Origin of the sequence: Pseudomonas sp. GD03875 (genome assembly GCF_029840585.1) — a bacterium.
GTDB classification, from domain to species: Bacteria; Pseudomonadota; Gammaproteobacteria; order Pseudomonadales; family Pseudomonadaceae; genus Aquipseudomonas; species Aquipseudomonas paralcaligenes.
Genome location: NZ_JAOCCV010000020.1, coordinates 43,919 through 68,030, shown reverse-complemented (window position 1 = coordinate 68,030; position 24,112 = coordinate 43,919). Strand labels below are relative to the sequence as shown.

Genomic DNA, 24,112 nt, shown 5'->3' with positions numbered 1-24,112 from the left:
ATGCCAACATAACGCCCCCGTCGCGCCCACCGCGCGCCCCGACTCCGAGGAACCCATCATGCAAGAAGTCGTCATCGTCGCCGCCACCCGCACCGCCATCGGCAGCTTCCAGGGTTCGCTGGCCGGGGTGCCCGCCGTCGAGCTGGGCGCCGCGGTGATCCGCCGCCTGCTGGAGCAGACCGGCCTGGACGGCGCCCAGGTCGACGAAGTGATCCTCGGCCACGTGCTGACCGCCGGCGCCGGCCAGAACCCCGCCCGCCAGGCCGCGATCCAGGCCGGCCTGCCCCACGCCGTGCCGGCGCTGACCCTGAACAAGGTCTGCGGCTCCGGCCTCAAGGCCCTGCACCTGGGCGCCCAGGCGATCCGCTGCGGCGACGCCGACGTGGTCATCGCCGGCGGCCAGGAGAGCATGAGCCTGGCGCCCTACGTCATGCCCGGCGCGCGCACCGGCCTGCGCATGGGCCACGCCCAGGTGATCGACAGCATGATCACCGACGGCCTGTGGGACGCCTTCAACGACTACCACATGGGTATCACCGCCGAGAACCTGGTGGACAAGTACGGCCTCAGCCGCGAGGAACAGGACGCCTTCTCCGCCGAATCCCAGCGCAAGGCCCTGGCCGCCATCGAGTCGGGCCGCTTCCGTGACGAGATCACGCCGATCGCCATCCCGCAGAAGAAGGGCGAGCCGAAGGTCTTCGACACCGACGAACAGCCGCGCGCCGGCACCACCGCCGAGAGCCTGGCCAAGCTGCGCCCGGCCTTCCGCAAGGACGGCTGCGTCACCGCCGGCAACGCCTCCACCCTCAACGACGGCGCCGCCGCCGTGCTGCTGATGAGTGCAGACAAGGCCAAGGCGCTGGGTCTGCCGGTGCTGGCGAAGATCGCCGCCTACGCCAGCGCCGGGGTCGACCCGGCGATCATGGGCATCGGCCCGGTCTCGGCCACCCGCCGCTGCCTGGACAAGGCCGGCTGGCAGCTGGCCGACCTCGACCTGATCGAGGCCAACGAGGCCTTCGCCGCCCAGGCCCTGTCGGTGGGCAAGGAACTGGGCTGGGACGCGGCCAAGGTCAACGTCAACGGCGGCGCCATCGCCCTCGGCCACCCCATCGGCGCCTCCGGCTGCCGCGTGCTGGTCACCCTGCTGCACGAAATGATCAAGCGCGACGCCAAGAAGGGCCTGGCCACCCTGTGCATCGGCGGCGGCCAGGGCGTGGCCCTGGCCATCGAGCGGGCCTGACCGTAGGGCGGGTGAAACCCGCGCGTGCCCCTCGCGGGTTTCACCCGCCCTACCGACTCACCAACACCCAGAACGCGCCGGCCGAGAGCCGGCGTTTTTCTTGGTAGACTGCGCGCCCCTTCCGCCCCGAGATGCCGCGCATGTCCTCCCTCGCTCAGGCGCTGCGCGCCGCCCTCGACGCCCGCCAGCCACTGCTGGCCGAGCTGCACCAGCAGCAGACCGATTGCTACCGCCTGTTCCACGGCAGCCAGGAAGGCGCCCCCGGCCTCACCGCCGACCGTTACGGCCCGCAGCTGATGGTGCAGAGCTTCCACCAGCCGCTGGAACGCGATGCGCTGCTCGATCTGCACACCACCATCAACGAACGCCTCGGCAGCGAGCTGCGCCTGGTCTACAACGACCGCTCCGGCGGCAACTCGCGGGTAGACCGCCGCGATCCGGTGTACCAGGCCACGCCCGAGGCGCTGGAAGACCTGATCGGCCGGGAATGGGGCCTCGACTACCGGGTGCGCGGCCGCCACCCCGGCCAGGACCCGCTGCTGTTCCTCGACCTGCGCGAGGCGCGGGGCTGGGTGAAGCGCAACAGCGCCGGCAGAAGCGTCCTCAACCTGTTCGCCTACACCTGCGGCGTCGGCCTCTGTGCCGCCGCCGGCGGTGCGCGCGAGGTCCTCAATCTGGACTTCGCCGAGGGCAACCTGGCGGTGGGCCGGGAGAACCTGGCACTCAATCCGGGGCTGGCGATGGACTTCGTGCAGTCCGACTACTTCCCGGCCATCCGCCAACTGGCCGGTCTCCCGGTGGCCACACGCCGCGGACACAAGCTGCCGAGCTATCCGCGCCTGGAGCAACGCCGGTTCGATCTGGTGCTGCTCGATCCGCCGGCCTGGGCCAAGAGCGCCTTCGGCACCGTCGACCTGCTGCGCGACTACCAGAGCCTGCTCAAGCCGGCGATCCTCGCCACCGAGGACGACGGCGTGCTGATCTGCTGCAACAACCTGGCGAAGGTGCCGATGGACGAATGGCGCCCCCAGGTGCTGCGCTGCGCCGAAAAGCTCGGCCGCCCGGTGCGCGAATGGGAGCAGCTCCGACCGGCCGCCGACTTCCCCTCGCACGATGGCCAGCCGCCGCTGAAGACCCTGGTCCTGCGCTTCTGAATCGACCGAGAGGGCACAGTGCTGGCCCACAAAGCCCGACGGCCCATGCCATACTCCAGGCGTCTTGGCCCGGAAGATATGCAGCCCCATGCCCAAAGGATTGAAACGCGCCGCCTACGCCCTCGCCATCGCGCTCGGCCTCTACAGCCTGCTGGGCTTCCTCATCCTCCCGGGGATCGCCCTGCGCGTCGCCAACCAGCAACTGGACCAGTTGGCCACCGTGCCGGCGCGCCTGCAGCGCGTCGAACTCAACCCCTTCAGCCTGGAGCTGCAGCTCTGGGGCCTGCACATCGGCGAGGCCGACAAGCCGCAGATCGCCTTCCAGCGCCTGTACGCCGACCTGCAGCTCGACAGCCTGTGGAGCGGCGCGCTGCACCTGGCCCGGGTGGAACTGGAGCGTGCCCACACCGAGGTGCTGTTCGCCAAGGACGGCACGCTCAACCTGACCCGCCTGTTCGAACTGCCGCCCAGCGAAGCGAAGCCCGAGCAGGAGCCGGGCGATCCCTTCCCCCTGCGCATCGGGCGCATCGTGCTGATCGAGAACGGCCTGCACTTCGAGGACCTGCGTCCCAGCGAGCCGGTGGAGTTCGTCTACGACTCGCTCAACCTCGAACTGAAGAACCTCAGCACCCTGCCCGACGACAACGCCGACATGCAGATGGTCGCCACCGGCCCCTACGGCGGGCGCATCGACTGGCAGGGCCAGGTCAGCCTGACGCCGATCGCCTCCCGCGGCAGCCTCAAGGTCACCGACGGCAACATGAAGGGCTTCTGGCCCTACGTGCGCGACGCCGTGCCCCTGGCCCTGGAGAAGGGCACCCTGAACCTGAGCGGCGACTACGTGCTGAACCTGGCCAAGGGCACTGAGCTGCAGTTGCAGAATGTCGCCATCAGCGTCGCGCCCTTCGCCATCAACGACCCCAGCGGCAAGCCCCTGGCCCGCCTGGAACGCCTGGACGTCAGCGAGGCCAGCCTGGACCTGGCCAAACAGCAGGTGACGGTCGGCAAGGTGCGCAGCCAGAAGCTGGAAACCTGGGCCGCCCGCGAGGCGGACGGCCAGCTGGACTGGCAGAAGCTGTTCGCCGGCGAGGCCTCCGCCGACCAGGCGCCCGCCACCCCGCCTGCCACGGACAGCGAGGCGGCCACCGAACCCGCAGCCGCAGCCGCAGCCGAGCCGCAGGCCACTGCCCAGGTACCGGACGAACCGGCCAAGCCCTGGCAGGTGCTGCTGCGCGACGTGCAGCTGCGCGACTACCAGGTCCACCTGGCCGACCGCGCCGCCGGCGCCAACGAGGTCAAACTCGACCTGGCCCCGCTCAACCTGGACATCCAGGACTTCGACAGCCTGGGCACCTCGCCCTTCGCCCTCAAGCTGGACACCGGGGTGAACAAGCGCGGCCGGATCGGGGCCGAGGGCCAGGTCCAGCTGCAGCCGACCACGGCCAGGCTGCAGGTGGTCACCCGCGACATCGACCTGCGCCTGGCCCAGGCCTATATCGACCCCTTCGTGCGCCTGGAGCTGCGCAGCGGCTCGCTCGGCAGCGACCTGGCGGTGGAGCTGAAAAGCGTCGAACCGCTGGCCTTCGGCGTCAGCGGACGGGCCGAGGTCAACCAGCTGCACACCCTGGACACCCTGAAAAACCGCGATTTCCTCAAGTGGCAGCAACTGGTGGTCGAGGGCCTGGACTACCGGCACGGCGAAGGCCTGGTGATCGGCAAGGTCGACCTGCAGCAGCCCTACGCCCGCTTCGTCATCAACGAGGACCTGACCACCAACGTCAACGACCTGATCATCGCCCAGCCCGCCCAGCCCGAAGCCAAGCCCGCCGAGGCCGGCAAGCCGCTGCCGATCCGCATCGGCGGGATCGACATCCGCAACGGCTCGGCCAACTTCGCCGACTTCAGCCTGATGCCGAACTTCGCCACCGCCATCCAGCAGCTCGACGGCCGCATCGGCACCCTGGACAACCAGAGCCCGCAGGCGGCGAGCGTCGACGTCAAGGGCAAGGTCGACAAGTACGCGCCGGTGAGTATCCAGGGCAAGCTGACGCCGTTCGATCCGATGAACAGCCTGGACATCGCCACCAGCTTCAAGAACGTCGAGCTGACCACCCTCACCCCCTACTCCGGCAAGTTCGCCGGCTACCGCATCCGCAAGGGTCGCCTGAACCTCGACCTGCACTACCGGATCGAGAAAGGCCAGCTCAACGCCGAGAACAAGCTGCTGCTGGAAGACCTGCAGCTGGGCGAGAAGGTCGACAGCAAGGATGCCGTAGACCTGCCGGTGCGCCTGGCGGTGGCCCTGCTCAAGGACACCAAGGGCAACATCGACATCCAGCTGCCGGTGCAGGGCAACCTCAACGACCCGCAGTTCAGCGTCATGCCCATCGTCTGGCAGACCCTGCGCAACCTGGTACTGCGTGCCGCCCAGGCGCCCTTCAAGTTCATCGCCGGCCTGGTCGGCGGCAGCGACACCGACCTCAGCCAGGTCCAGTTCGCCGCCGGCAGCAGCGAGCTGGACGAGGCGGCGCAGAAGTCCCTGGATACCCTGGCCGCGGCGCTCAAGGAGCGCCCGGTGCTGCGCCTGGAGGTCGAGGGCGTGAGCGCCCAGGCCGGCGACGGTCCGCTGCTGGCGGAGAAGCGCCTGGAGCTGGAATACCAGAACACCCAGTACAAGATCCTGCAACGCGGCGGCGACACGGTGCCCGCCGAACCCGCCCTGCTGGTGGTCGACGAGGACGACAAACCCGCGCTGCTGGAGGGCATCTACCGCGCCCGCCTGAAACAGCAGCCCCCGGCGGAGTGGCGCGAGTTGCCGGACGAGGAGCGTACGAAGAAAATGCGCGACGCCGTGCTGCAATCCTGGGCCGGCAGCGAGCTGCTGCTGCGCCGGCTGGGCCAGGCGCGGGCGGCCAGCATCAAGGACTATCTCGTGGAACGCGGCGGCCTGGAGGACCAGCGCATCTATCTGCTCGATGTCAGCCTGAACAAGGAAGACAGCGGCGACCGCGTGTCCACGACCCTGCACCTGGGAAGCATGTGATGAAAAGGTATCTCTGGCTCGCCGCCCTGACCCTGGCCTGCGGCCTCGCGCAAGCGGGCACGCTGCGCTGCGGCAGCAAGCTGGTCAACGAAGGCGACCGCGCCTTCGAGGTCGAGCGCAAGTGCGGCACGCCCGCCCACCGCGATCTGGTGGGCTACACCGGAGGCGTCTACGGTGATCGCGAACTGGTGATCGAGGAATGGGTCTACGGCCCCAACAACGGCATGCTCAGCATCCTCACCTTCCAGGGCAACCGCCTGGTGCGCATCGAAACCAAGCGCGCCGACTGACTCACTCTCAGGTAACAACCGACATGTTCTACAGGTATCTGCCGCTACTCTGCCTGCTTCTGGCCGCCCAGGCCGAAGCCGGCTCCACGCTGCGCTGCGGCAGCAAGCTGATCAGCCTGGACGAGACCTCCAGCCAGGTGCAGGCCAAGTGCGGCGAGCCGGTCAGCCGCGACTTCCTCGGCTACCGCGAGGTGGTCGACGAATACGGCTTCGTCAGCGAAGTGGCACTGGAGGAATGGATCTACGGGCCGAAGAACGGCATGTACTACTTCCTGCGCCTGCAGGGCAATCGCCTGGTCAAGATCGAGAGCAGGCGCGGCAACTGATCGTCGCGGAACATCATGCAGCACACCATCACGCCCATCGGCTTCCTGCGCTCCTGCTTCAAGGAGAAGTTCGCCATTCCGCGCCAGCCCCAGCTGGCTCCGGCCGCCCGTGGCGTGCTGGAGCTGGTGCCGCCGTTCGACCGCGCCGAGGCCGTCGAAGGCCTGGAGCAGGTCAGCCACGTGTGGCTGCTGTTCCTCTTCCACCAGGCGCTGGAGGAAAAACCACGGCTGAAGGTGCGCCCGCCACGGCTGGGCGGCAACGCCTCGATGGGCGTGTTCGCCACCCGCGCCACCCACCGGCCCAACGGCATCGGCCAGTCCGTGGTGAAGCTGGAGAAAGTGGAACCCGGCCGCCTGTGGCTGTCCGGCATCGACCTGCTGGACGGCACGCCGGTGCTGGACATCAAGCCCTACGTGCCCTACGCCGACCAGGTGCCCGAGGCCGTCAACCGCATGGCCGACGCCCAGCCGCCCCGGGTAGTGCTGGAGTGGGACGACATGGCGCTGCGCCAGGCCGGCGACCACGCCCTGCGTCTGGGCGAGCCACTGGTGGAGCTGATCGAGCAGTGCCTGGCCCAGGACCCGCGCCCCGCCTATCAGGTACCGGAACCGGAGCGGCGCTACGGCGTGCTGCTTTGGGACGTTCAGGTGCGCTGGCACTACCCGGAACCGGGCCGCATCCGCGTGCTGGAAGTGGTGCCGGGTTGAGGCCACTGCGAGCACTGAGAGACTGTTCATGCTCTCGCGAGAGCAGCAGGTAGGAGCGGCTTTAGCCGCGAACCGAGATGGCACAGAAAAGCTTCGCGGCTGAAGCCGCTCCCACACATCGGATCGTGAACAGGCTCTGAAACGACAAACCCGCCGGAAGGCGGGTTTGTCTGTGCGGCGACTGGCGCTTACTTCTCGACGAAGGCGCGCTCGATCAGGTAGTCGCCCGGCTCGCGCATGCGCGGGGAGATCTTCAGGCCGAAGCTGTCGAGCACTTCGCTGGTCTCGTCGAGCATGCTCGGGCTGCCGCAGATCATGGCGCGGTCGTCCTGCGGGTTGATCGGCGGCAGGCCGATGTCGGCGAACAGCTTGCCGCTGCGCATCAGGTCGGTCAGGCGGCCCTGGTTCTCGAACGGCTCGCGGGTCACGGTCGGGTAATAGATCAGCTTGTTCTTCAGCGCGTCGCCGAAGAACTCGTTGTTCGGCAGATGCTCGGTGATGAACTCGCGGTAAGCGACTTCGTTCACGTAACGCACGCCGTGAACCAGGATCACCTTCTCGAAGCGCTCGTAGGTTTCCGGGTCCTGGATCACGCTCATGAACGGCGCCAGGCCAGTGCCGGTGCTGAGCAGGTACAGGTGCTTGCCGGGGTTGAGGTCATCGAGCACCAGCGTGCCGGTGGGCTTCTTGCTGATGATGATCTCGTCACCTTCCTTCAGGTGCTGCAGCTGCGAGGTCAGCGGGCCGTCCGGCACCTTGATGCTGAAGAACTCCAGGTTCTCTTCCCAGTTCGGGCTGGCGATGGAGTAGGCGCGCATCAGCGGGCGGCCGTTGGGCTGCATCAGGCCGATCATCACGAACTGGCCGTTCTCGAAGCGCAGGCCCGGGTCGCGGGTGCACTTGAAGCTGAACAGGGTGTCGTTCCAGTGATGCACACTGAGTACGCGTTCCGAGTTCATGTTGCTCATGCGGTAGGTCCTCAAAAGTCTCGGTAGTCAGATTGCCGGATAGCGCATCCGACCTGTTGAGTCAGGTCAATGGTTGGCGAGTTTCGCGGGCAATCCTCTGCCGGGGCCGGCAGCGTTGCGCGCCATTCTAGAGGCAGTCACAATATCTGTTAAGCGAATTATCAAGATAACGATTATTGGTTATATAGATATGCGATTCACTCTCAGACAGCTGGAAGTCTTCGTCGCCGTGGCCAAGCAGGAAAGCGTGTCGCGCGCGGCCGAATCCCTGGCCTTGTCCCAGTCGGCGGCAAGCACCTCGCTCAGCGAACTGGAGCGGCAATCCGACTGCCAGCTGTTCGACCGCGCCGGCAAGCGCCTCTCGCTCAATGCCCTGGGCCGCCAGCTGCTGCCCCAGGCCGTCGCCCTGCTCGACCAGGCCCGGGAAATGGAACTCCTGCTCAGCGGCAAGACCGGCTATGGCCTGCTCGAAGTGGGCGCCACCCTCACCGTCGGCAACTACCTGGCCACCCTGCTGATCGGCAACTTCATGCAACGCCACCCGGAATGCCGCCTCAAGCTGCACGTGCAGAACACCGCCAACGTGGTGCAGCAGGTCGCCCACTACGAGCTGGACCTGGGCCTGATCGAGGGGGACTGCCAGCACCCGGACATCGAGGTGCAACCCTGGGTGGAGGACGAACTGGTGGTCTTCTGCGCCCCCCGTCACCCACTGGCCGAGCGCGGCACGGCGACCCTGGAGGAGCTGAGCCGCGAAGCCTGGATTCTGCGCGAACAGGGGTCGGGCACGCGTCTGACCTTCGACCAGGCGATGCGCCACCACCCGGCGCAGCTCAACATCCGCCTGGAGCTGGAACATACCGAGGCGATCAAGCGCGCCGTGGAGTCGGGACTGGGCATCGGCTGCATCTCACGCCTGGCGCTGCGCGACGCCTTCCGCCGCGGCAGCCTGGTACCGGTCGATACGCCGGCGCTGGACCTCACCCGCCAGTTCTACTTCATCTGGCACCGACAGAAATACCAGACCGCCGCCATGCGCGAATTCCTCGACCTGTGCCGGGAGATGACGGCGGGCATCCGCCGCAGCGACGAGATCGTCCTGCCGACGATTGCCTGATCGACGTCAGTCAGGCCGACGCGGCCAGCGGGCGAAAGCTGAAGTAGCTGCGCAGCGCGGCAACCATCTCGACGTATTCGAGCGGTGGCGCGGCCAGGGAGAAGCCCGAGTCGTAGGTGCCGGGGGTAATGTCCTCGCGGCTCCAGTGGCAGTTGGCGGCGAAGTCGACGTTATGGATGCGTCCGTCGCGGCCGGGAATCTTGAGGCGCATGTCGAAGCGGGCGTTGACCAGCATGGGGTACTGGCTGATCAGCATGAGACCGTCCAGCGAGACGTTGCCGATATAGCCCATGGGTTTGTCGGTGATGCGGTTGAACACCTTGAGGTAGTACGGCAGCTGGTGGCGTTCGATGCGGCGCTGGGTGTGCATGATGGCCAATCGCTATGGAAGGACCCCGAGTATGGCCGCTGAGCCGCCGCTCTACCAGACTCAGTCGCACCGCTCGGCGATGCGAGACGACAAACGGCTGCGCGCCTCGTCGATCTGCTCGGCGCTGGCGTAGGTCCGGGTGCCGTCCGGGGCCGTGGAGAAATAGCGCTGGTCGCGCTGGATTCTTTCCAGGCGGCTGCGCAGCTCGGCGCACTCCTGGCGGCGCTCGGCGCGCGCCTCGGCGACCCGGCCATCGGCTACCGACTTCTCCTCGCGGCGGGCGTCGAAATATTTCCTGGAGCGCTCCTCGCGCTCGCGCGTGGCCTCGTCGCGCTCCACCACCTGGGGCTTCACCTCCACCTGCTGCGCGCCCTCGCCGCCTGGCCTCTCGCCGAAATGCACGCGGCCCTGGGCGTCGGTCCAGCGGTAGATTTCCGCGCCGGCGAGACCGGGCAGAAGCAGGGCGATGAGAATCAGGTGACGCATAGGCTCCCTCCTGCGACGAGCGTGGCGCGGCCCTTCCCTCTGGCGCGACGCCGGCGTCACAGCGACGCGGGCGACGCCTTGGCCGGCGCGGGTGCCTGATGATGCCCGAGCTGTCGCAATGTCTCCAGCCTGGCATGCGCGCGATAGGCGTATTCGCTGGTGGGGTAGCGTCTGACGATGAATTCGTAGGTCTGCGCCGCGTCGACGAACAGGCTCTGCCGTTCCAGGCACTGGCCACGCAGCAGGGAGATTTCCGGCTGCAGGTAGCGCCGCGAGCAGCTGGTGCGCTCGGCCCGGCTCAGGTCGAGCAGCGCCTGCTCGCAGTCGCCTTCGTTGTAGTGCCGGTAGGCCTGGTCCATGTGGCGGTCCAGGGAGATTCGGGTACAGCCGGCCAGGGCGATCAGGGCCAGAATCAGAACAAGGGTTCGCATGATGAAAATCCTCCAGTGAGAAGCGTATCGGCCACCGACGCTTTTTCTGCAGAGTCAGGTAGTACAGGCGAACAATGACTACAGTGACTGGCCGTAGTAGCCTCCCCGCACGCTATGCCAACTGGAGTTACCGCATGACCCTGCGCCGCACCAAAATCGTCGCCACCCTCGGCCCGGCCAGCAGCTCCCCGGAGGTGCTGGAGCAACTGATAGTCGCCGGCATCGACGTCGCCCGCCTGAACTTTTCCCACGGCACGGCCGACGACCACAGGGCCCGTGCCACCCTGGTGCGCGAGCTGGCCGCCAGACACGGCCGCCACGTGGCGCTGCTCGGCGACCTGCAGGGGCCGAAGATCCGCATCGCCAAGTTCGCCGACAAGCGCATCGAGCTCAAGGAAGGCGACCTGTTCCGTCTGTCGTCCACCCACTCGCGCACCGAAGGCAATCAGGAAGTGGTCGGCATCGACTACCCGGCGCTGATCCAGGATTGCGACGTCGGCGACGAGCTGCTGCTGGACGACGGCCGGGTGGTCATGCGCGTGGAGCTGAAAGGTGCCGAGGAGCTGCACTGCCGCGTCGAGATCGGCGGCCCGCTGTCGGACAACAAGGGCATCAACCGTCGCGGTGGCGGCCTTACCGCCCCGGCCCTGACCGAGAAGGACAAGGTCGACATCAAGCTGGCCGCCGAACTGGAACTGGACTACGTGGCCGTATCCTTCCCGCGCGACGCCGCCGACATGGACTACGCCCGCAACCTGCTCACCGAGGCCGGCGGCAATGCCTGGCTGGTGGCCAAGATCGAGCGTGCCGAGGCCGTGGCGGACGATGCCACGCTGGACGGCCTGATCCGCGCCAGCGACGCGGTGATGGTGGCCCGCGGCGACCTCGCCGTGGAAATCGGCGATGCCGAACTGGTCGGCATCCAGAAGAAGATCATCGCCCACGCCCGCCGCTACAACAAAGCGGTGATCACCGCGACCCAGATGATGGAGTCGATGATCCACAGCCCGATGCCGACCCGCGCGGAAGTGTCCGACGTGGCCAACGCCGCGCTCGACTACACCGACGCGGTGATGCTCTCCGCCGAGAGCGCCGCCGGCGAATATCCGGTGGAGGCGGTCGAGGCCATGGCCCGGGTCTGCCTGGGCGCCGAGAAGCACCCGACCAGCCAGCGCTCCAGCCACCGCATCGGTCGCACCTTCGAGCGCTGCGACGAGAGCGTGGCCCTGGCCACCATGTACACCGCCAACCACTTCCCCGGGGTCAAGGCCATCATCAGCCTGACCGAGAGTGGCTACAGCCCGCTGATCATGTCGCGCATCCGCTCTTCGATCCCGATCTTCGCCTTCACCCCACATCGTGAGGCCCAGGCGCGCGTGGCGCTGTTCCGCGGCGTCTACACGGTGCCGTTCGACCCCGCCGCCCTGCCGGCCAGCAAAGTCAGCCAGGCGGCGGTGGACGAACTGCTCAAGCGTGGCGTGGTCGAGCCCGGCGACTGGGTGATCCTGACCAAGGGTGACAGCTACCACGGCACCGGCGGGACCAACACCATGAAGATCCTGCATGTGGGCGATCCCCTGGTGTAATCGCCCAGCCGGCCCGTCTCGGCCCGGCAAAAACGAAAAAGGCCGCTCCTCGCTGGAGCGGCCTTTTTCGTCATGGGCAAATCGCAGGCAAAAAAAGGGGCGGTGTTAGCCGCCCACTCTTTCTTCCCTACTCCCTGAGAATCCTTTCATCATCCTGATGAACTGCGTCCCGCAGTGGTTCCCTGGTCGCCGTCCTGGCCCCCGTGCCTCATCCCTAGGCACGACCTCATAGTAGCGTTTCCTCAGTGCCCGACAAGGCCATCGGGTAGGGGAAAACCTCCTCTCGCACTCGATGCCTATTTATAAAAATCAAATAATTTCAATCACTTACTAAAAATCATCAGATAAGAATGGCTCTCAACCAGCGCATTCAGACTGCAATCGCTTACAGCCCGTGTAAGCAATTACCTACACGCCCCTCGGATATGTCCGTGCTCGTAGGGTGCGCCGTGCGCACCGGGAGGGCTCGATGGTGCGCACGGCGCACCCTACCTGTATGGCCATGCGACCATGAAAAAGGCTGTGTACCCATTACGTGTTGTAGCGCTCGGGCTCATTCTGGGTCCCCGCCTGCGCGGGGATGACGAGGTAGGGGGAATTTCTTCCGGAACCGTCATTCCCGCGCAGGCGGGAATCCAGGAGCAGGCAGCTGCAGCGCTCGGATAAGGGGCTTGACCACGCATCGCATAGGGTGGGTCAGCCGCTTGCTGGCCTAACCCATCCTACGAGCTCCTATTGATATGGCAGGCAGGCCGTTTCCGCACGCCAGCTGTAGAGTCTGCAACACGCAACGGGGACATAGCCATGAAAAAGCCCGGCGCTTGGCCGGGCTCGGGGTACATCAGAAAGCGTTCGGACTACTGGAACAAGGCATCGCTGGAAAGGCCGTTCTTCTCGAGAATCTCCCGCAGACGCTTTAGGGCCTCGACCTGAATTTGCCGCACCCGCTCGCGGGTCAGGCCGATCTCCTGGCCGACTTCCTCCAGCGTACAGCTCTCGTGGCCGCGCAGGCCGAAGCGGCGCACCACCACCTCGCGCTGCTTGTCGGTCAGCTCGGACAGCCACTGGTCGATGCTCTCGGAGAGATCATCGTCCTGCAGCAGTTCGCAGGGGTCGCTGGGCCGGTCGTCGGTCAGGGTGTCGAGCAGGGTCTTGTCGGAGTCCGGGCCGAGGGACACGTCCACGGAGGTGACCCGCTCGTTCAGGCCGAGCATGCGCTTGACCTCGTCCACTGGCTTTTCGAGCAGGTTGGCGATCTCTTCCGCGGAAGGCTCGTGATCCAGCTTCTGGGTCAGCTCGCGGGCCGCGCGCAGGTAGACGTTCAGCTCCTTCACCACGTGGATCGGCAGACGTATCGTGCGGGTCTGGTTCATGATCGCCCGCTCGATGGTCTGCCGGATCCACCAGGTCGCATAGGTGGAGAAACGGAAACCACGCTCGGGGTCGAACTTCTCCACGGCGCGGATCAGGCCGAGGTTGCCTTCCTCGATCAGATCCAGCAGCGACAGGCCGCGATTGACGTAGCGCCGGGAGATCTTCACCACCAGGCGCAGGTTGCTTTCGATCATGCGTTTGCGACCCGCAGGATCGCCCTTCTGCGCCAGGCGCGCGAAGTGCACTTCTTCCTGAGGAGTCAGCAGGGGGGAGAAACCGATTTCGTTGAGGTACAGCTGGGTCGCGTCGAGCGCCCGGGTGTAGTCGATGTACTTGTGCTGCTTGAGAGTCGTGCTCGAGTTCTTGGATTTGGCGCTGGCGAGGGACAGCTCGGCTTCCTCTGTCATTTCGTCCAGGACGATGCCGGGCTCCATCAGGAGAACCTCATCGTCGACGTCAAACTCCGGCGCTTCTTTACTGAGTGCCATTGTTGTTGTCCTGTGCTGAGTTCGACAACAAGCTCTGGCGGCGCCTGACCCAGTTTCACATCAGAGAGAACCGGCCCCCCAAGTCAGCCTCCTGGCCGACCTGCCGCCGATAACCGCGCACCTGATGAGTAGCTGGAAGACTCCCTGGCAACACCAAAGCCCGCTCCTCCCACGCATGGAACAGGTTGGTCTGCAGAGTCAACGGCGAGGCAGATATTGCAGGGGGTCCACCGGTTTGCCCTGGCGGCGAATCTCAAAATGGAGCTTCACCCGGTCGGTGCCCGTGGATCCCATTTCGGCGATATGCTGTCCGACTTTGACCTGCTGTCCCTCCCGCACCAGCAGCCTGCGGTTATGTCCGTAGGCGCTTACGTAGGCATCGCTGTGCTTGATGATCACCAGTTCGCCGTAGCCCCGTAAACCACTTCCGGCGTACACGACGGCACCATCAGCCGCAGCCAAAACAGGCTGGCCCAATTCACCAGCGATATCAATGCCTTTATTCAAACTCCCGTTTGAGGAGAACTTGCCGATCAGCACGCCGCTGGCGGGCCATGCCCAGCCGGTCGCGGAACGGGGCACCGTCTGCACCTTGCCGGGGGTGGCCGGCGTGGTGCTGGCCGTGGGTGGAGGCTGGCTCACCGGTGGCTGGGAAGGGGTTGGTGTCGCCACCGGCGGCGGGGTCTGCACCGGTGGTTGCGGGGTGGAAGTCCTGGGTGGGGTGGACGGCGTGCTCACCACCGGCGGCTTGCTCGGCTGTGCCGCCACCGGCGCACTGCCCTGCTGGTCGAAGCGGATGCTCTGGCCCGGGCGGATGGTGTAGGGGGCGGCGATGCCATTGCGCGCCGCCAGGGCTTTCCAGTCCCAGCCGAAGCGGAAAGCGATCGAATAGAGGGTGTCGCCCGGCTGCACGATGTACTGGCCAGCGGTCGCCTGCGGCCGCGCCTGGCCGCCATGGGTGCGATCCACCACCTGCACGGGTGTGGAAGGCGAGCTGCCACAGCCCGACAGTATCACCGCGAAGACCACCGCCCCGAGGCCATACCTCGCCGGGCGCTTGCGCCGCTGTCCGCTCGTGAGACTCAACCCCTGCTCCCTTTGCCGGTGATTCCTGAAATGAATGTGGTGCATTGTGCCGGATTTATCCGGCATCGCCAGCGTCCGGCGCGCGCACTGTGATGCAGGAACGCCCCGCCGCTCAGGCCAGCGGGCCGTTGAGCAGCGGCACGAAACGCACCAGGTCGAGCACGTGGCGACTGTAGCCGTCCTCCTCGCGCACGATCAGCACCAGCTCCTGGGTCTCCCCGGCACCGACCGGGATGACCAGGCGCCCGCCGATGGCCAGCTGATCCAGCAGCGCCTGCGGCACTTCCGCGGCGGCCGCGGTGACCATGATGCCGTTGTACGGCCCCAGGGCGTTCCAGCCCTCCCAGCCGTCGCCCCAGCGGAACACCACGTTGCGCAGCTTGAGTTCGACCAGACGCTCCTTGGCCCGGTCCTGCAGCGACTGGATGCGCTCCACCGAGAACACCCGCTCCACCAGTTGCGCCAGCACGGCGGTCTGGTAGCCGGAGCCGGTGCCGATCTCCAGCACCTTGTCCAGCGGGCCGCCGGCCAGCAGCAGCTCGGTCATGCGGCCGACGATATAGGGCTGGGAGATGGTCTGGTTGTGGCCGATGGGCAGCGCCGTGTCCTCGTAGGCACGATGGGCCAGGGCCTCGTCGACGAACAGGTGGCGCGGCGTGCGGCGGATGACTTCCAGCACGCGCGGGTTGGACAGGCCTTCCTCGTACAGCCGCTCGATCAGACGCTCGCGGGTGCGCTGCGAGGTCATGCCGACGCCCTGGCGCTGCAGATGATCCTGGCCGCGCATCAGACCAGGCCCTCCAGCCAGCCGCCGAGACCGTCGACGGCTTCGTGCAGGGTGCGGTCGAGCTGCAGCGGCGTGATCGACACGTAGCCCTGCAGCACGGCGTGGAAGTCGGTGCCCGGGCCGCCGTCCTCGGCGTCGCCGGACACGGAGATCCAGTAGCCTTCCTTGCCCCGCGGGTTGACCATCTTCACCGGCGCGGCGGCGCGAGCGCGGTGGCCCAGGCGGGTCAGCTGGATGCCGCGGATGCGGTCCAGCGGCAGGTTGGGCACGTTGACGTTGAGCACGGTGCGCGGCGGCAGGTCGAGCTGCTCGTGCGCCTCCACCAGCTTGCGCGCGAAGTAGGCGGCGGTCGCCAGGTTGTCGGTGCGCCGCGAGACCAGCGAGAAGGCGAAGGCCGGCCGGGCCAGGAAACGCCCTTCGAGGGCGGCCGCCACGGTGCCGGAATAGAGCACGTCGTCGCCCAGGTTGGCGCCCAGGTTGATGCCCGACACGACCATGTCCGGCACCTGCTCCAGCAGGCCGTTGAGGCCCAGGTGCACGCAATCGGTGGGCGTGCCGTTGAGGCCGATGTAGCCGTTGGGCATGGTCGCCGGATGCAGCGGGCGGTCCAGGGTCAGCGAGCTGCTGGCGCCGCTCTTGTCTTCGGTGGGGGCGACGATGGTGCATTCGGCATAGTCCTGCAGCGCGCCATGCAGCGCGGCGATGCCGGGAGCCATTACCCCATCGTCGTTGGAAATCAGAATTCGCATGGAGAGTCCGTCTGCCCTGCCGGCAGCAGATCGACCAGTTCGCGCACCACGACGGTGGCGAAGCAACCGGCCGGCAGGACGAATTGCAGTTGCACTATCTCAGGCTCGGGATAATGCCACGTCAGGTCGGCGATGGGGAGGCGCAGGATTCGCCGTTCGTGCGCCATGCCCGCCTTCGCCAGCCAGGCGGCCAGCGCCGGCTCGGCCTCAGCGATGCCCTGCTCCAGCGCCTGCGCGGCGCCGCCGGCCGGCGACGGGCCTTCGCCCCACAGCGGGCCGGTCGGGTGCAGGTCGAGGATCGCCAGGCGCGGATCGTCGCACTCGCTTTCGCCGGCAATGAAGAAGCTGCGGCTGTCGGTGAAGGCCAGCAGGTCGCCGACCCGGGCCTGGTTCCAGCTGCCCTCTTCCACCCGCGCCGCCAGTGCGCGGTTGAACAGGAAGCTGCGCGCCGCCGAGAGCAGCCGCGAGCGCAGGTTGCGCTGTTCCGGCAACTCGCCACGCTCGGCGAAGGCGCGGGCATCGGCCACGTTGCCGCCCTGCCAGCCGAAGCGCTGCAGGCCATAGTAGTTGGGCACGCCCTGCTCGCGGATGCGCTGCAGGCGCTGCTCCAGCGCGTCGCGGTCGGCCCGCAGGTCGGTCAGGCGCAGGGTGAAGCCGTTCGCCGCATGGGCGCCACGCTGCAGTTTGCGCTTGTGCCGCACCTGCTTGAGGATGGCCAGGGTCTCGCCCTCGGCAGCGCTCAAATCGGGATCGGCCTTGCCCGGCAGGTGCAGGCTGAACCACTGGCGGGTCAGCGCCTGGCGATCCTTCAGGCCCGCGTAGCTGATATTGCGCTGCGACACGCCGGCCGCCCGCGCCAAGCGCCGCGCCGCCTCCTCGGTATTGAGGCCGCGCTTCTCCACCCACAGCCAGAGGTGCTCGCCCTCGCCGGCCAGCGGGATGTCCAGCACCTCGTCGACCTGGAAGTCCTCGGCGGTGGCCTTGAGCACGGCGCGGCCACAGGCCTCGCCATGGGCGCGCGGGCCCAGCAGTTGCAGTTCGGTCATGCCTTGATCAGCAGCGCCACGGCGTGAACCGCGATGCCCTCCTCGCGCCCGGTGAAACCGAGCTTCTCGGTGGTGGTGGCCTTGACGTTGACCGCGTCCAGTTCCACCTGCAGGTCCTCGGCGATGCGCGCGCGCATGGTCTCGATGTGCGGCGCCATCTTCGGCGCCTGGGCGATGATCGTGGCATCGACGTTGCCGACCGCGTAGCCCTTGGCCCGGATCAGCCCGACCACGTGGCGCAGCAGCGCGCGGCTGTCGGCGCCCTTGAAGGTCGGATCGGTGTCCGGGAAGTGCTTGCCGATGTCGCCCAGGGCCACCGCGCCGAGCAGCGCGTCGGACAGCGCGTGCAGCAGCACGTCGCCGTCGGAGTGGGCGACCAGCCCGAACCGGTGCGGGATGCGCACTCCGCCGAGGGTGATGAAATCGCCTTCGCCGAAACGATGGACGTCGTAGCCGTGACCGATGCGCATGATGGGAACGCCTTGCTGAAATTCGGCCGGATTCTAGCGCGAATGCGTCGCGACGCGCCGCAGCCGGACTTGTCCCCGCCCTCGCGCCGCCCCTAGAATGATAAAAATTCTCATTTGAACCGAGCCCCATGACCTCGCCCACTCCCGCCCTCCAGGCCCAGGTCGGCCGCCTCTACCAGGACCACCACCGCTGGCTGCGAGGCTGGCTGCAACCCAGGGTGGACTGCCGCCACCTGGCCGCCGACCTGGTGCAGGACGTGTTCGTGCGGGTGCTCAGCGCCGAGGACGCCTCCAGCAGGCTGAGCGAGGTGCGCGAGCCCAAGGGCTACCTGGCGACCATCGCCCGGCGCCTGATGATCGACCACTTCCGCCGCGTGCGCCTGGAGAAGGCCTGGCTGCAGGCGCTGGCGGAGCGCCCCGAAGCGCAGGACATCTCCGAGGAGACCCGGGCCATCCTGCTGGAAACGCTGTGCGAGCTGGACGCCATGCTCGCCGGACTCGGCCCCAGGGTGCGCCAGGCTTTCCTGCTGTCGCAGCTGGAGGGCATGACCTACAAGCACATCGCCGAGCGCCTCGGCGTCTCGCTGATCACCGTCAATCGCTACATGGCCAGGGCCGTGCAGCACTGCATGCTCTACCACCTGCAGCTGGACGCCTGACGTGCCGTCCCTCGACCCTCGCCAGCTCATGGCCCTGGAACAGGCGGCCCAGTGGTACAGCCGCCTGGCCTGCGAGGACGTCACGCCCGAGGACCAGCTGGCCTGGCAGGCCTGGCTGGACGCGGAGCCGCTCCACCGCTGGGCCTGGCAGCAGGCCGAACGCCTGCAATCGCGCCTGCGCGACATGCCGGGGCCGTTGGCCCGCCACGCCCTCGGCCTGGCCGACCGCAATCGCCGCGCCGTGCTCAAGACCCTCGCTCTGCTCGCCGGCACCGGCGCCCTGGGCTGGGTCGGCAGCCGCGCGGTCCACGAGCGGGCCTGGCTGGCGGACCGGCGCAGCGGCATCGGCGAGCGCACGGACACGCTGCTCGCCGACGGCTCGCGCCTGCAGCTCAACAGCGACAGCGCGGTGGACATCCGCTACAGCCCTCAACAACGTCTGCTGGTGCTGCGCCGGGGAGAGCTGCTGCTGACCACCCACCCCGACCCGCTGGGCCGCCCGCTCGCGGTACAGCCCCCCGCCGGGCCGGTGCAGGCGCTGGGCACCCGTTTCTCGGTGAGGCTGGCCGACGACGGCGTGACGGTGGCGGTGTTCCACAGCCGGGTGCGGATCCCCGAGCAGGGCTCGCCCGTGCTGCTCGAAGCCGGACAGCAGTGCCGCTTCGACGCCCGCGGCGCGGGCCGGGTCGAGCCGTTGGCAGCCGGCCACGACGCCTGGAGCAAGGGCCTGCTGGTGGCCAACGACCAGCGCCTGGACCGCTTCCTGGCCGAACTGTCGCGCCATCGCCCCGGCCTGCTGCGCTGCGATCCCTCGATCGCCGACCTGCGCATCAGCGGCACCTTCGCCCTCGACGACACCGACCAGGCCCTGCGTGCCCTGGCCGACAGCCTGCCGGTGCGGATCGAGCGGCGCACCCGCTACTGGGTCAGCGTGGTGCCGGTGGAAACATGAAAAATCATCTCGAATGATACTTCTTCGCGTTCTCGTACGACTTGGGGAGGTGGGCCCCATGCCCACCCGCCAACCAAACAGAGAACACGACCATGAGCATCCCCTTTCCCCTACACCCGCTGCGCGTCGGGCTGAGCCACGCGCTGCTCTGCTCCGCGCTCCTGCTGAGCGCCCCGCTGGCCGTCCAGGCCCAGGATGCCGACGCCCGCGAATACCACCTCGCCCAGGGCGACCTGGGCCAGGTGCTGACCCGCTTCGCCAGCGAGGCCGGCGTGGTGCTGTCGTTCGACCCGGCGCTGACCCGCGGCCAGTCCAGCGCCGGGCTCGACGGCCACTACGGCGTCGAGGAAGGCCTCGGCCTGCTGCTCTCCGGCAGCGGCCTGCAGGCCGTGCGGACCAGCGATGGCCGCTACCAGCTGATCCCTGCCGGTGACGGCAGCGGCGCGCTGGAGCTGGGCGCCACCAGCATCGTCAGCAACCAGCTCGGCACCATCACCGAGGACAGCGGCTCCTACACGCCGGGCACCATCGCCACGGCCACCCGCCTGGTGCTGACGCCACGCGAGACGCCGCAGTCGATCAGCGTGGTGACCCGCCAGCACATGGACGACTTCGCCCTGAACTCCATCGACCAGGTGATGGCCCACACCCCGGGCATCAGCATCGTCACCTTCGACAGCGAGCGAAATGTCTACTTCGCCCGCGGCTTCAGCATCGACAACTTCCAGTACGATGGCGTCCCGATGACCCGCAACTCGGCCTACTCGGCGGGCAACACGCTCAGCGACATGGCCATCTACGACCGCGTCGAGGTGCTCAAGGGCGCCACCGGCCTGCTCACCGGCAGCGGCGACCCGGGCGCGACCATCAACCTGATCCGCAAGAAACCCACCCACGACTTCCAGGGCCACCTGAGCCTGGGCGCCGGGCGCTGGGACACCTACCGCAGCGAGCTGGACGTTTCCGGCCCGCTGACCGAGACCGGCAACCTGCGCGGCCGGGCGGTGGCCGCCCACCAGAAGAAACACAGCGTGCAGGACAACTACAGCCGCGAAAGCACCATCTATTACGGCATCCTCGAGGCCGACCTCGGCGAGGACACCCTGCTGACCCTCGGTGCGGACTACCAGGACAACCTGCCGCAAGGCTCCACCTGGGGCGGCAACCCCATCTTCGACGCCAACGGCAACTTCAACGACCGCTCCCGCTCGTTCAGCAACGCCGCCGAGTGGAGCACCTGGGAGCAGTACACCCGCACGCTGTTCGCCACCCTCGAACACCATTTCGCCAACGGCTGGCTGGGCAAGCTGCAGCTCAACCACCAGATCAACGGCTACTACGCCACCCTGGGCTCGGCGGCCGCCGGCAACCCGGACCCGGCCACCGGCACGGGCGCCAGCATGTGGACCGGCAAGTACACCGGCGAAACCGTCAGCGACGCCGTCGACGCCTACCTGTCCGGCCCCTTCCAGGCTTTCGGCCGGGAGCACGAGCTGGTCGTCGGCGGCAGCCTGGCGCGCCGCGAATGGGACGGCAAGGGCTACTGGGGCTATGCCTACGACGGCGAGGTGAGCGACTACTACGGGTGGAACGGCAAGGTGCCGGAACCGGAATGGGGCGAGCCATCAGGGATCAACGACGAGCTGATCCGCGAGCGCGGCGCCTACCTCGCCACCCGCCTGAACCTGGCCGACGACCTGAAGGCGATCCTCGGCGTCCGGGTGTCCGACTACGAGGGCGAGGACATCCGCGAGAGCGGCGTGCCGGTGCCCTATGCCGGCCTGGTCTACGACCTGACCGACAACCTCTCGGCCTACGCCAGCTACACCAGCATCTTCAAGCCGCAGAGCATCCGCGACCTGGACTCCCGAACCCTCGACCCGCTGGAAGGCGACAGCTACGAGGCCGGCTTCAAGGCCGAGTTCTTCGATGGCCGACTGAATGCCAGCCTGGCCTACTTCGAGATCAAGCAGGACAACTACGGCGAAGCGGTGGGCACGGTGCCCGGCACCGGCGAGGTCGCCTACCAGGCGGTCCAGGGTGTGAGGACCAAGGGCTACGAGGCGGAGATCTCCGGCAGGCTGGCGGAGGGCTGGAACCTGCAGGCCGGCTTCACCCACAAGATCGCCCGCCTCGACAGCGAGAAGATCTCCACCCTGGAGCCGGAAAACCAGTTCAGCGTCCAGACCACCTACCAGCTGCATGGCGCGCTGTCGCCAGTCACCCTCGGCGGCGGCGCGCGCTGGCAGGACCGTACCTGGGGCTCGGTGTGGAACGCCCCGCTCGATCGTTACCAGGACTTCGGCCAGGACGACTTCTGGCTGCTCAACGTCATGGCCCGCTACCAGGTCAGCGACAACCTCTCGGCCACGCTCACCGTGGACAACCTGCTGGACGAGAAGTACCTGACCCTCATGGACTTCTACAGCACCTACTCCTGGGGCGAGCCGCGCAACGTGATGCTGACCACCCGCTACGACTTCTGAGTCGCCAGTGAGCGAGGGGCGCCAATGGGGCCAAGCCTGTCAGCCAGGCGTCGGTAAGGTGTCGCGGGGCCGCCTGGTCGTGCGCATCAGGGGCGTTCGGTGCGCAGGGCGCACCCTACGGCACCACACCTGACCTGATTGTTGGCGCCCCTCGTGGTTCAGCGGTTCAGCGCCTCGCCGTGATGGCGCAGGTGATCGTCGATGAAGCTGGCGATGAAGTAGTAGCTGTGATCGTAGCCCGGCTGCAGGCGCAGGGTCAGCGGATGATCCGCCGCCTTGGCTGCGGCCTGCAGCGCCTGGGGCTTGAGCTGGCCTTCGAGGAAGTCGTCGCGGTCGCCCTGGTCGACCAGGAGCGGCAGCTTTTCCGTCGCCTCGGCAATCAGCGCGCAGGCGTCCCATTCGCGCCAGCGCGAACGGTCGTCGCCCAGGTAGTGGGAGAACGCCTTCTCGCCCCAGGGACAATTGAGCGGGTTGGTGATCGGCGAGAAGGCCGACACCGACCGGTATCGCCCGGGGTTCTTCAGCGCGCAGATCAGCGCGCCATGGCCGCCCATGGAGTGACCGGAAATGCCACGCCGGTCGCTGACCGGGAAGTTGGCCTCGATCAGCGTCGGCAGCTCCTGCACCACGTAGTCGTACATGCGGTAGTGGCGCGCCCAGGGCTCCTGGGTGGCGTTGACGTAGAAGCCGGCGCCGAGGCCGAAGTCCCAGGCCTTGTCCGGGTCGTCCGGCACGCACTCGCCGCGCGGGCTGGTGTCCGGCGCGACGATGATCAGGCCGAGTTCGGCGGCCAGCCGGTGTGCGCCGGCCTTCTGCATGAAGTTCTCGTCGCTGCAGGTCAGGCCGCTCAGCCAGTACAGCACCGGCAGCTTGGCGCCCTGCTCCGCCTGCGGCGGCAGGTACACGGCAAACACCATGTCGCAGTTGAGCGCGGTGGAACGGTGGCGGTAGCGCTTGTGCCAGCCGCCGAAGCTCTTGTTGCTGGAAACGATTTCGAGGGTCATGACCCACTCCGTAGGGTGCGCCGCGCGCACCGATGGATTTGTGGTGCGCACGACCTGGGCGGCCCCGCGCACCCTGCGAGCAATCCGCGCGGCCAGCGGGCCGCACGGGATTTCCTCAGTAATGGATGACGGTGCGGATGCTCTTGCCCTCGTGCATCAGGTCGAAGGCTTCGTTGATCCGATCCAGGCCCATGGTATGGGTGATGAAGGTACCCAGCGGGATTTCGCCGCTCTGCGATTTCTCCACGTAGCTCGGCAGCTCGGTGCGGCCCTTCACGCCGCCGAAGGCGCTACCGCGCCAGACGCGGCCGGTCACCAGCTGGAACGGACGGGTGCTGATTTCCTGGCCGGCGCCGGCCACGCCGATGATCACCGACTCGCCCCAGCCCTTGTGGCAGCACTCCAGCGCCGCGCGCATCAGCTGCACGTTGCCGACGCACTCGAAGCTGTAGTCGACGCCGCCGTCGGTGAGTTCGACGATCACGTCCTGGATCGGCTTGTCATGGTCTTTCGGGTTGACGAAATCGGTCGCGCCCAGCTCGCGGGCCACGTCGAACTTGGCCGGGTTGATGTCGACGGCGATGATCCGCGAGGCCTTGGCCATCTTCGCGCCGATGATCGCCGCCAGGCCGATGCCGCCCAGGCCGAAGATGGCGACGGTGGCGCCCTCCTCCACCTTGGCGGTGTTGAGCACGGCGCCGATGCCGGTGGTGACGCCGCAGCCGAGCAGGCAGACCTTCTCCAGCGGGGCGTCCTTGGGGATCACGGCCAGGGAGATTTCCGGCAGCACGGTGTACTCGGAGAAGGTCGAGCAGCCCATGTAGTGGTAGATAGGCTCGCCGTTGTAGCTGAAGCGGCTGGTGCCGTCCGGCATCAGGCCCTTGCCCTGGGTGGCGCGCACCTTCTGGCACAGGTTGGTCTTGCCGGACGTGCAGAACTTGCACTCGCGGCATTCGGCCGTGTACAGCGGGATCACGTGGTCGCCGACCTTCACCGAAGTGACGCCCTCGCCGACGGCCTCGACGATGCCGCCACCCTCGTGGCCGAGAATGGACGGGAACACACCCTCGGAGTCGGCGCCGGACAGGGTGTAGGCGTCGGTGTGGCAGACGCCGGTGGCGACGATGCGCACCAGCACCTCGCCGGCCTTCGGCGGGGCGACGTCCACTTCGACGATCTGCAACGGCTGGTTGGGGCCGAACGCGACGGCGGCACGGGACTTGATCATGGACGTTCTCCAGCGGATGAAAAGTGCCGGAGAGTGTAGACCTCCGCGATTTCCTGGATAATCC

23 protein-coding genes are annotated in these 24,112 nt (G+C 67.5%); 11 read left to right on the top strand and 12 right to left on the bottom strand.

Going from position 1 to position 24,112, the window contains the following annotated elements; genetic code table 11:
* Positions 1–58 precede the first annotated feature (58 nt).
* The 6 genes from N5D30_RS17415 (at position 59) to tsaA (ending at position 6,761) form a co-directional block, all read left to right on the top strand.
* Positions 59–1,240, top strand: coding sequence for an acetyl-CoA C-acetyltransferase (locus N5D30_RS17415; RefSeq protein WP_279909960.1), 1,182 nt, complete (start codon positions 59–61; stop codon positions 1,238–1,240).
* Between the two features lie 140 nt (positions 1,241–1,380).
* On the top strand, positions 1,381–2,394 hold the full coding sequence (locus N5D30_RS17410; RefSeq protein ID WP_279909959.1) for a class I SAM-dependent methyltransferase: 1,014 nt from the start codon (positions 1,381–1,383) through the stop codon (positions 2,392–2,394).
* An 88-nt stretch (positions 2,395–2,482) separates the two neighbouring features.
* Positions 2,483–5,437, top strand: coding sequence for a DUF748 domain-containing protein (locus tag N5D30_RS17405; RefSeq protein WP_279909958.1), 2,955 nt, complete (start codon positions 2,483–2,485; stop codon positions 5,435–5,437).
* On the top strand, positions 5,437–5,727 hold the full coding sequence (locus N5D30_RS17400; RefSeq protein WP_279909957.1) for a DUF2845 domain-containing protein: 291 nt from the start codon (positions 5,437–5,439) through the stop codon (positions 5,725–5,727). The genes N5D30_RS17405 and N5D30_RS17400 overlap by 1 nt, the downstream gene beginning before the upstream one ends.
* Positions 5,728–5,750: 23 nt before the next feature.
* Complete coding sequence (locus N5D30_RS17395; protein ID WP_279909956.1) at positions 5,751–6,053, top strand: DUF2845 domain-containing protein; 303 nt, start codon at positions 5,751–5,753, stop codon at positions 6,051–6,053.
* Between the two features lie 15 nt (positions 6,054–6,068).
* Positions 6,069–6,761 (top strand): tRNA (N6-threonylcarbamoyladenosine(37)-N6)-methyltransferase TrmO, encoded by a 693-nt coding sequence (gene tsaA, locus N5D30_RS17390; RefSeq protein ID WP_279909955.1) that lies wholly within the window; start codon positions 6,069–6,071, stop codon positions 6,759–6,761.
* A gap of 188 nt (positions 6,762–6,949) precedes the next feature.
* Here tsaA and fpr read toward each other — a convergent pair whose 3' ends face one another.
* On the bottom strand, positions 6,950–7,729 hold the full coding sequence (gene fpr, locus N5D30_RS17385) for a ferredoxin-NADP reductase (RefSeq protein ID WP_279909953.1): 780 nt from the start codon (positions 7,727–7,729) through the stop codon (positions 6,950–6,952).
* 190 nt (positions 7,730–7,919) lie between these two features.
* Here fpr and N5D30_RS17380 point away from each other — a divergent pair, with 190 nt between their 5' ends.
* Positions 7,920–8,846 carry a LysR family transcriptional regulator gene (locus N5D30_RS17380; RefSeq protein WP_220812158.1) on the top strand — a complete coding sequence of 309 codons (927 nt, stop codon included), beginning with the start codon at positions 7,920–7,922 and terminating at the stop codon, positions 8,844–8,846.
* A gap of 10 nt (positions 8,847–8,856) precedes the next feature.
* Here the strand turns inward: N5D30_RS17380 and N5D30_RS17375 are convergent, their stop codons facing one another.
* The 3 genes from N5D30_RS17375 to N5D30_RS17365 are packed head-to-tail and all read right to left on the bottom strand — an operon-like array spanning position 8,857 to position 10,133.
* Positions 8,857–9,216, bottom strand: coding sequence for a PilZ domain-containing protein (locus N5D30_RS17375; RefSeq protein ID WP_220812156.1), 360 nt, complete (start codon positions 9,214–9,216; stop codon positions 8,857–8,859).
* Between the two features lie 60 nt (positions 9,217–9,276).
* The gene (locus tag N5D30_RS17370) at positions 9,277–9,702 is read right to left on the bottom strand and encodes a DUF4124 domain-containing protein (protein ID WP_279909952.1); all 426 of its coding nucleotides are present in this window, start codon (positions 9,700–9,702) and stop codon (positions 9,277–9,279) included.
* Between the two features lie 56 nt (positions 9,703–9,758).
* Complete coding sequence (locus tag N5D30_RS17365) at positions 9,759–10,133, bottom strand: tetratricopeptide repeat protein (protein ID WP_279909951.1); 375 nt, start codon at positions 10,131–10,133, stop codon at positions 9,759–9,761.
* A 134-nt stretch (positions 10,134–10,267) separates the two neighbouring features.
* Between N5D30_RS17365 and pyk the strand changes: the two genes are divergently transcribed.
* The gene (pyk, locus tag N5D30_RS17360) at positions 10,268–11,719 is read left to right on the top strand and encodes a pyruvate kinase (RefSeq protein WP_220812151.1); all 1,452 of its coding nucleotides are present in this window, start codon (positions 10,268–10,270) and stop codon (positions 11,717–11,719) included.
* Positions 11,720–12,576: 857 nt separating this feature from the next.
* On the opposite strand, the gene rpoS is transcribed toward pyk, so the two are convergent.
* The 6 genes from rpoS to ispF form a co-directional block, all read right to left on the bottom strand.
* Complete coding sequence (gene rpoS, locus N5D30_RS17355) at positions 12,577–13,581, bottom strand: RNA polymerase sigma factor RpoS (RefSeq protein ID WP_279909950.1); 1,005 nt, start codon at positions 13,579–13,581, stop codon at positions 12,577–12,579.
* A gap of 198 nt (positions 13,582–13,779) precedes the next feature.
* Positions 13,780–14,733: a peptidoglycan DD-metalloendopeptidase family protein gene (locus N5D30_RS17350; RefSeq protein ID WP_262880197.1), complete on the bottom strand. Its 954-nt coding sequence runs from the start codon at positions 14,731–14,733 to the stop codon at positions 13,780–13,782.
* Between the two features lie 46 nt (positions 14,734–14,779).
* Positions 14,780–15,415 (bottom strand): protein-L-isoaspartate(D-aspartate) O-methyltransferase, encoded by a 636-nt coding sequence (locus N5D30_RS17345; protein WP_220812298.1) that lies wholly within the window; start codon positions 15,413–15,415, stop codon positions 14,780–14,782.
* A 38-nt stretch (positions 15,416–15,453) separates the two neighbouring features.
* Positions 15,454–16,203 (bottom strand): 5'/3'-nucleotidase SurE, encoded by a 750-nt coding sequence (gene surE, locus N5D30_RS17340; protein WP_279909949.1) that lies wholly within the window; start codon positions 16,201–16,203, stop codon positions 15,454–15,456.
* A complete protein-coding gene (gene truD / locus N5D30_RS17335) occupies positions 16,191–17,249 on the bottom strand; it encodes a tRNA pseudouridine(13) synthase TruD (protein ID WP_279909948.1) in 1,059 nt (352 codons plus the stop codon). Before truD ends, surE begins: the two co-directional genes overlap by 13 nt.
* Positions 17,246–17,719, bottom strand: coding sequence for a 2-C-methyl-D-erythritol 2,4-cyclodiphosphate synthase (gene ispF / locus N5D30_RS17330; protein ID WP_220812144.1), 474 nt, complete (start codon positions 17,717–17,719; stop codon positions 17,246–17,248). Before ispF ends, truD begins: the two co-directional genes overlap by 4 nt.
* A gap of 128 nt (positions 17,720–17,847) precedes the next feature.
* On the opposite strand from ispF, the gene N5D30_RS17325 reads away from it, so the two are divergent.
* The 3 genes from N5D30_RS17325 (at position 17,848) to N5D30_RS17315 (ending at position 21,816) form a co-directional block, all read left to right on the top strand.
* Positions 17,848–18,378, top strand: coding sequence for a sigma-70 family RNA polymerase sigma factor (locus tag N5D30_RS17325; protein ID WP_220812142.1), 531 nt, complete (start codon positions 17,848–17,850; stop codon positions 18,376–18,378).
* Position 18,379: 1 nt separating this feature from the next.
* A complete protein-coding gene (locus N5D30_RS17320) occupies positions 18,380–19,330 on the top strand; it encodes a FecR domain-containing protein (protein ID WP_279909947.1) in 951 nt (316 codons plus the stop codon).
* A gap of 92 nt (positions 19,331–19,422) precedes the next feature.
* A complete protein-coding gene (locus N5D30_RS17315) occupies positions 19,423–21,816 on the top strand; it encodes a TonB-dependent siderophore receptor (protein WP_279909946.1) in 2,394 nt (797 codons plus the stop codon).
* Between the two features lie 158 nt (positions 21,817–21,974).
* Here the strand turns inward: N5D30_RS17315 and fghA are convergent, their stop codons facing one another.
* On the bottom strand, positions 21,975–22,820 hold the full coding sequence (fghA, locus tag N5D30_RS17310) for an S-formylglutathione hydrolase (RefSeq protein ID WP_279909945.1): 846 nt from the start codon (positions 22,818–22,820) through the stop codon (positions 21,975–21,977).
* A 115-nt stretch (positions 22,821–22,935) separates the two neighbouring features.
* Entirely contained in the window at positions 22,936–24,048 is a 1,113-nt protein-coding gene (locus N5D30_RS17305; protein WP_279909944.1) for an S-(hydroxymethyl)glutathione dehydrogenase/class III alcohol dehydrogenase, read from the bottom strand.
* Between the last annotated feature and the right edge of the window lie 64 nt (positions 24,049–24,112).

What these genes read in the sequence shown, in the direction of transcription:
- N5D30_RS17415 (WP_279909960.1), top strand. Translation starts at nt 59, where the DNA reads ATGCAAGAAGTCGTCATCGTCGCCGCCACCCGCACCGCCATCGGCAGC.
- N5D30_RS17410 (WP_279909959.1), top strand. Translation starts at nt 1,381, where the DNA reads ATGTCCTCCCTCGCTCAGGCGCTGCGCGCCGCCCTCGACGCCCGCCAG.
- N5D30_RS17405 (WP_279909958.1), top strand. Translation starts at nt 2,483, where the DNA reads ATGCCCAAAGGATTGAAACGCGCCGCCTACGCCCTCGCCATCGCGCTC.
- N5D30_RS17400 (WP_279909957.1), top strand. Translation starts at nt 5,437, where the DNA reads ATGAAAAGGTATCTCTGGCTCGCCGCCCTGACCCTGGCCTGCGGCCTC.
- N5D30_RS17395 (WP_279909956.1), top strand. Translation starts at nt 5,751, where the DNA reads ATGTTCTACAGGTATCTGCCGCTACTCTGCCTGCTTCTGGCCGCCCAG.
- tsaA (WP_279909955.1), top strand. Translation starts at nt 6,069, where the DNA reads ATGCAGCACACCATCACGCCCATCGGCTTCCTGCGCTCCTGCTTCAAG.
- fpr (WP_279909953.1), bottom strand. Translation starts at nt 7,729, where the DNA reads ATGAGCAACATGAACTCGGAACGCGTACTCAGTGTGCATCACTGGAAC.
- N5D30_RS17380 (WP_220812158.1), top strand. Translation starts at nt 7,920, where the DNA reads ATGCGATTCACTCTCAGACAGCTGGAAGTCTTCGTCGCCGTGGCCAAG.
- N5D30_RS17375 (WP_220812156.1), bottom strand. Translation starts at nt 9,216, where the DNA reads ATGCACACCCAGCGCCGCATCGAACGCCACCAGCTGCCGTACTACCTC.
- N5D30_RS17370 (WP_279909952.1), bottom strand. Translation starts at nt 9,702, where the DNA reads ATGCGTCACCTGATTCTCATCGCCCTGCTTCTGCCCGGTCTCGCCGGC.
- N5D30_RS17365 (WP_279909951.1), bottom strand. Translation starts at nt 10,133, where the DNA reads ATGCGAACCCTTGTTCTGATTCTGGCCCTGATCGCCCTGGCCGGCTGT.
- pyk (WP_220812151.1), top strand. Translation starts at nt 10,268, where the DNA reads ATGACCCTGCGCCGCACCAAAATCGTCGCCACCCTCGGCCCGGCCAGC.
- rpoS (WP_279909950.1), bottom strand. Translation starts at nt 13,581, where the DNA reads ATGGCACTCAGTAAAGAAGCGCCGGAGTTTGACGTCGACGATGAGGTT.
- N5D30_RS17350 (WP_262880197.1), bottom strand. Translation starts at nt 14,733, where the DNA reads ATGCCGGATAAATCCGGCACAATGCACCACATTCATTTCAGGAATCAC.
- N5D30_RS17345 (WP_220812298.1), bottom strand. Translation starts at nt 15,415, where the DNA reads ATGACCTCGCAGCGCACCCGCGAGCGTCTGATCGAGCGGCTGTACGAG.
- surE (WP_279909949.1), bottom strand. Translation starts at nt 16,203, where the DNA reads ATGCGAATTCTGATTTCCAACGACGATGGGGTAATGGCTCCCGGCATC.
- truD (WP_279909948.1), bottom strand. Translation starts at nt 17,249, where the DNA reads ATGACCGAACTGCAACTGCTGGGCCCGCGCGCCCATGGCGAGGCCTGT.
- ispF (WP_220812144.1), bottom strand. Translation starts at nt 17,719, where the DNA reads ATGCGCATCGGTCACGGCTACGACGTCCATCGTTTCGGCGAAGGCGAT.
- N5D30_RS17325 (WP_220812142.1), top strand. Translation starts at nt 17,848, where the DNA reads ATGACCTCGCCCACTCCCGCCCTCCAGGCCCAGGTCGGCCGCCTCTAC.
- N5D30_RS17315 (WP_279909946.1), top strand. Translation starts at nt 19,423, where the DNA reads ATGAGCATCCCCTTTCCCCTACACCCGCTGCGCGTCGGGCTGAGCCAC.
- fghA (WP_279909945.1), bottom strand. Translation starts at nt 22,820, where the DNA reads ATGACCCTCGAAATCGTTTCCAGCAACAAGAGCTTCGGCGGCTGGCAC.
- N5D30_RS17305 (WP_279909944.1), bottom strand. Translation starts at nt 24,048, where the DNA reads ATGATCAAGTCCCGTGCCGCCGTCGCGTTCGGCCCCAACCAGCCGTTG.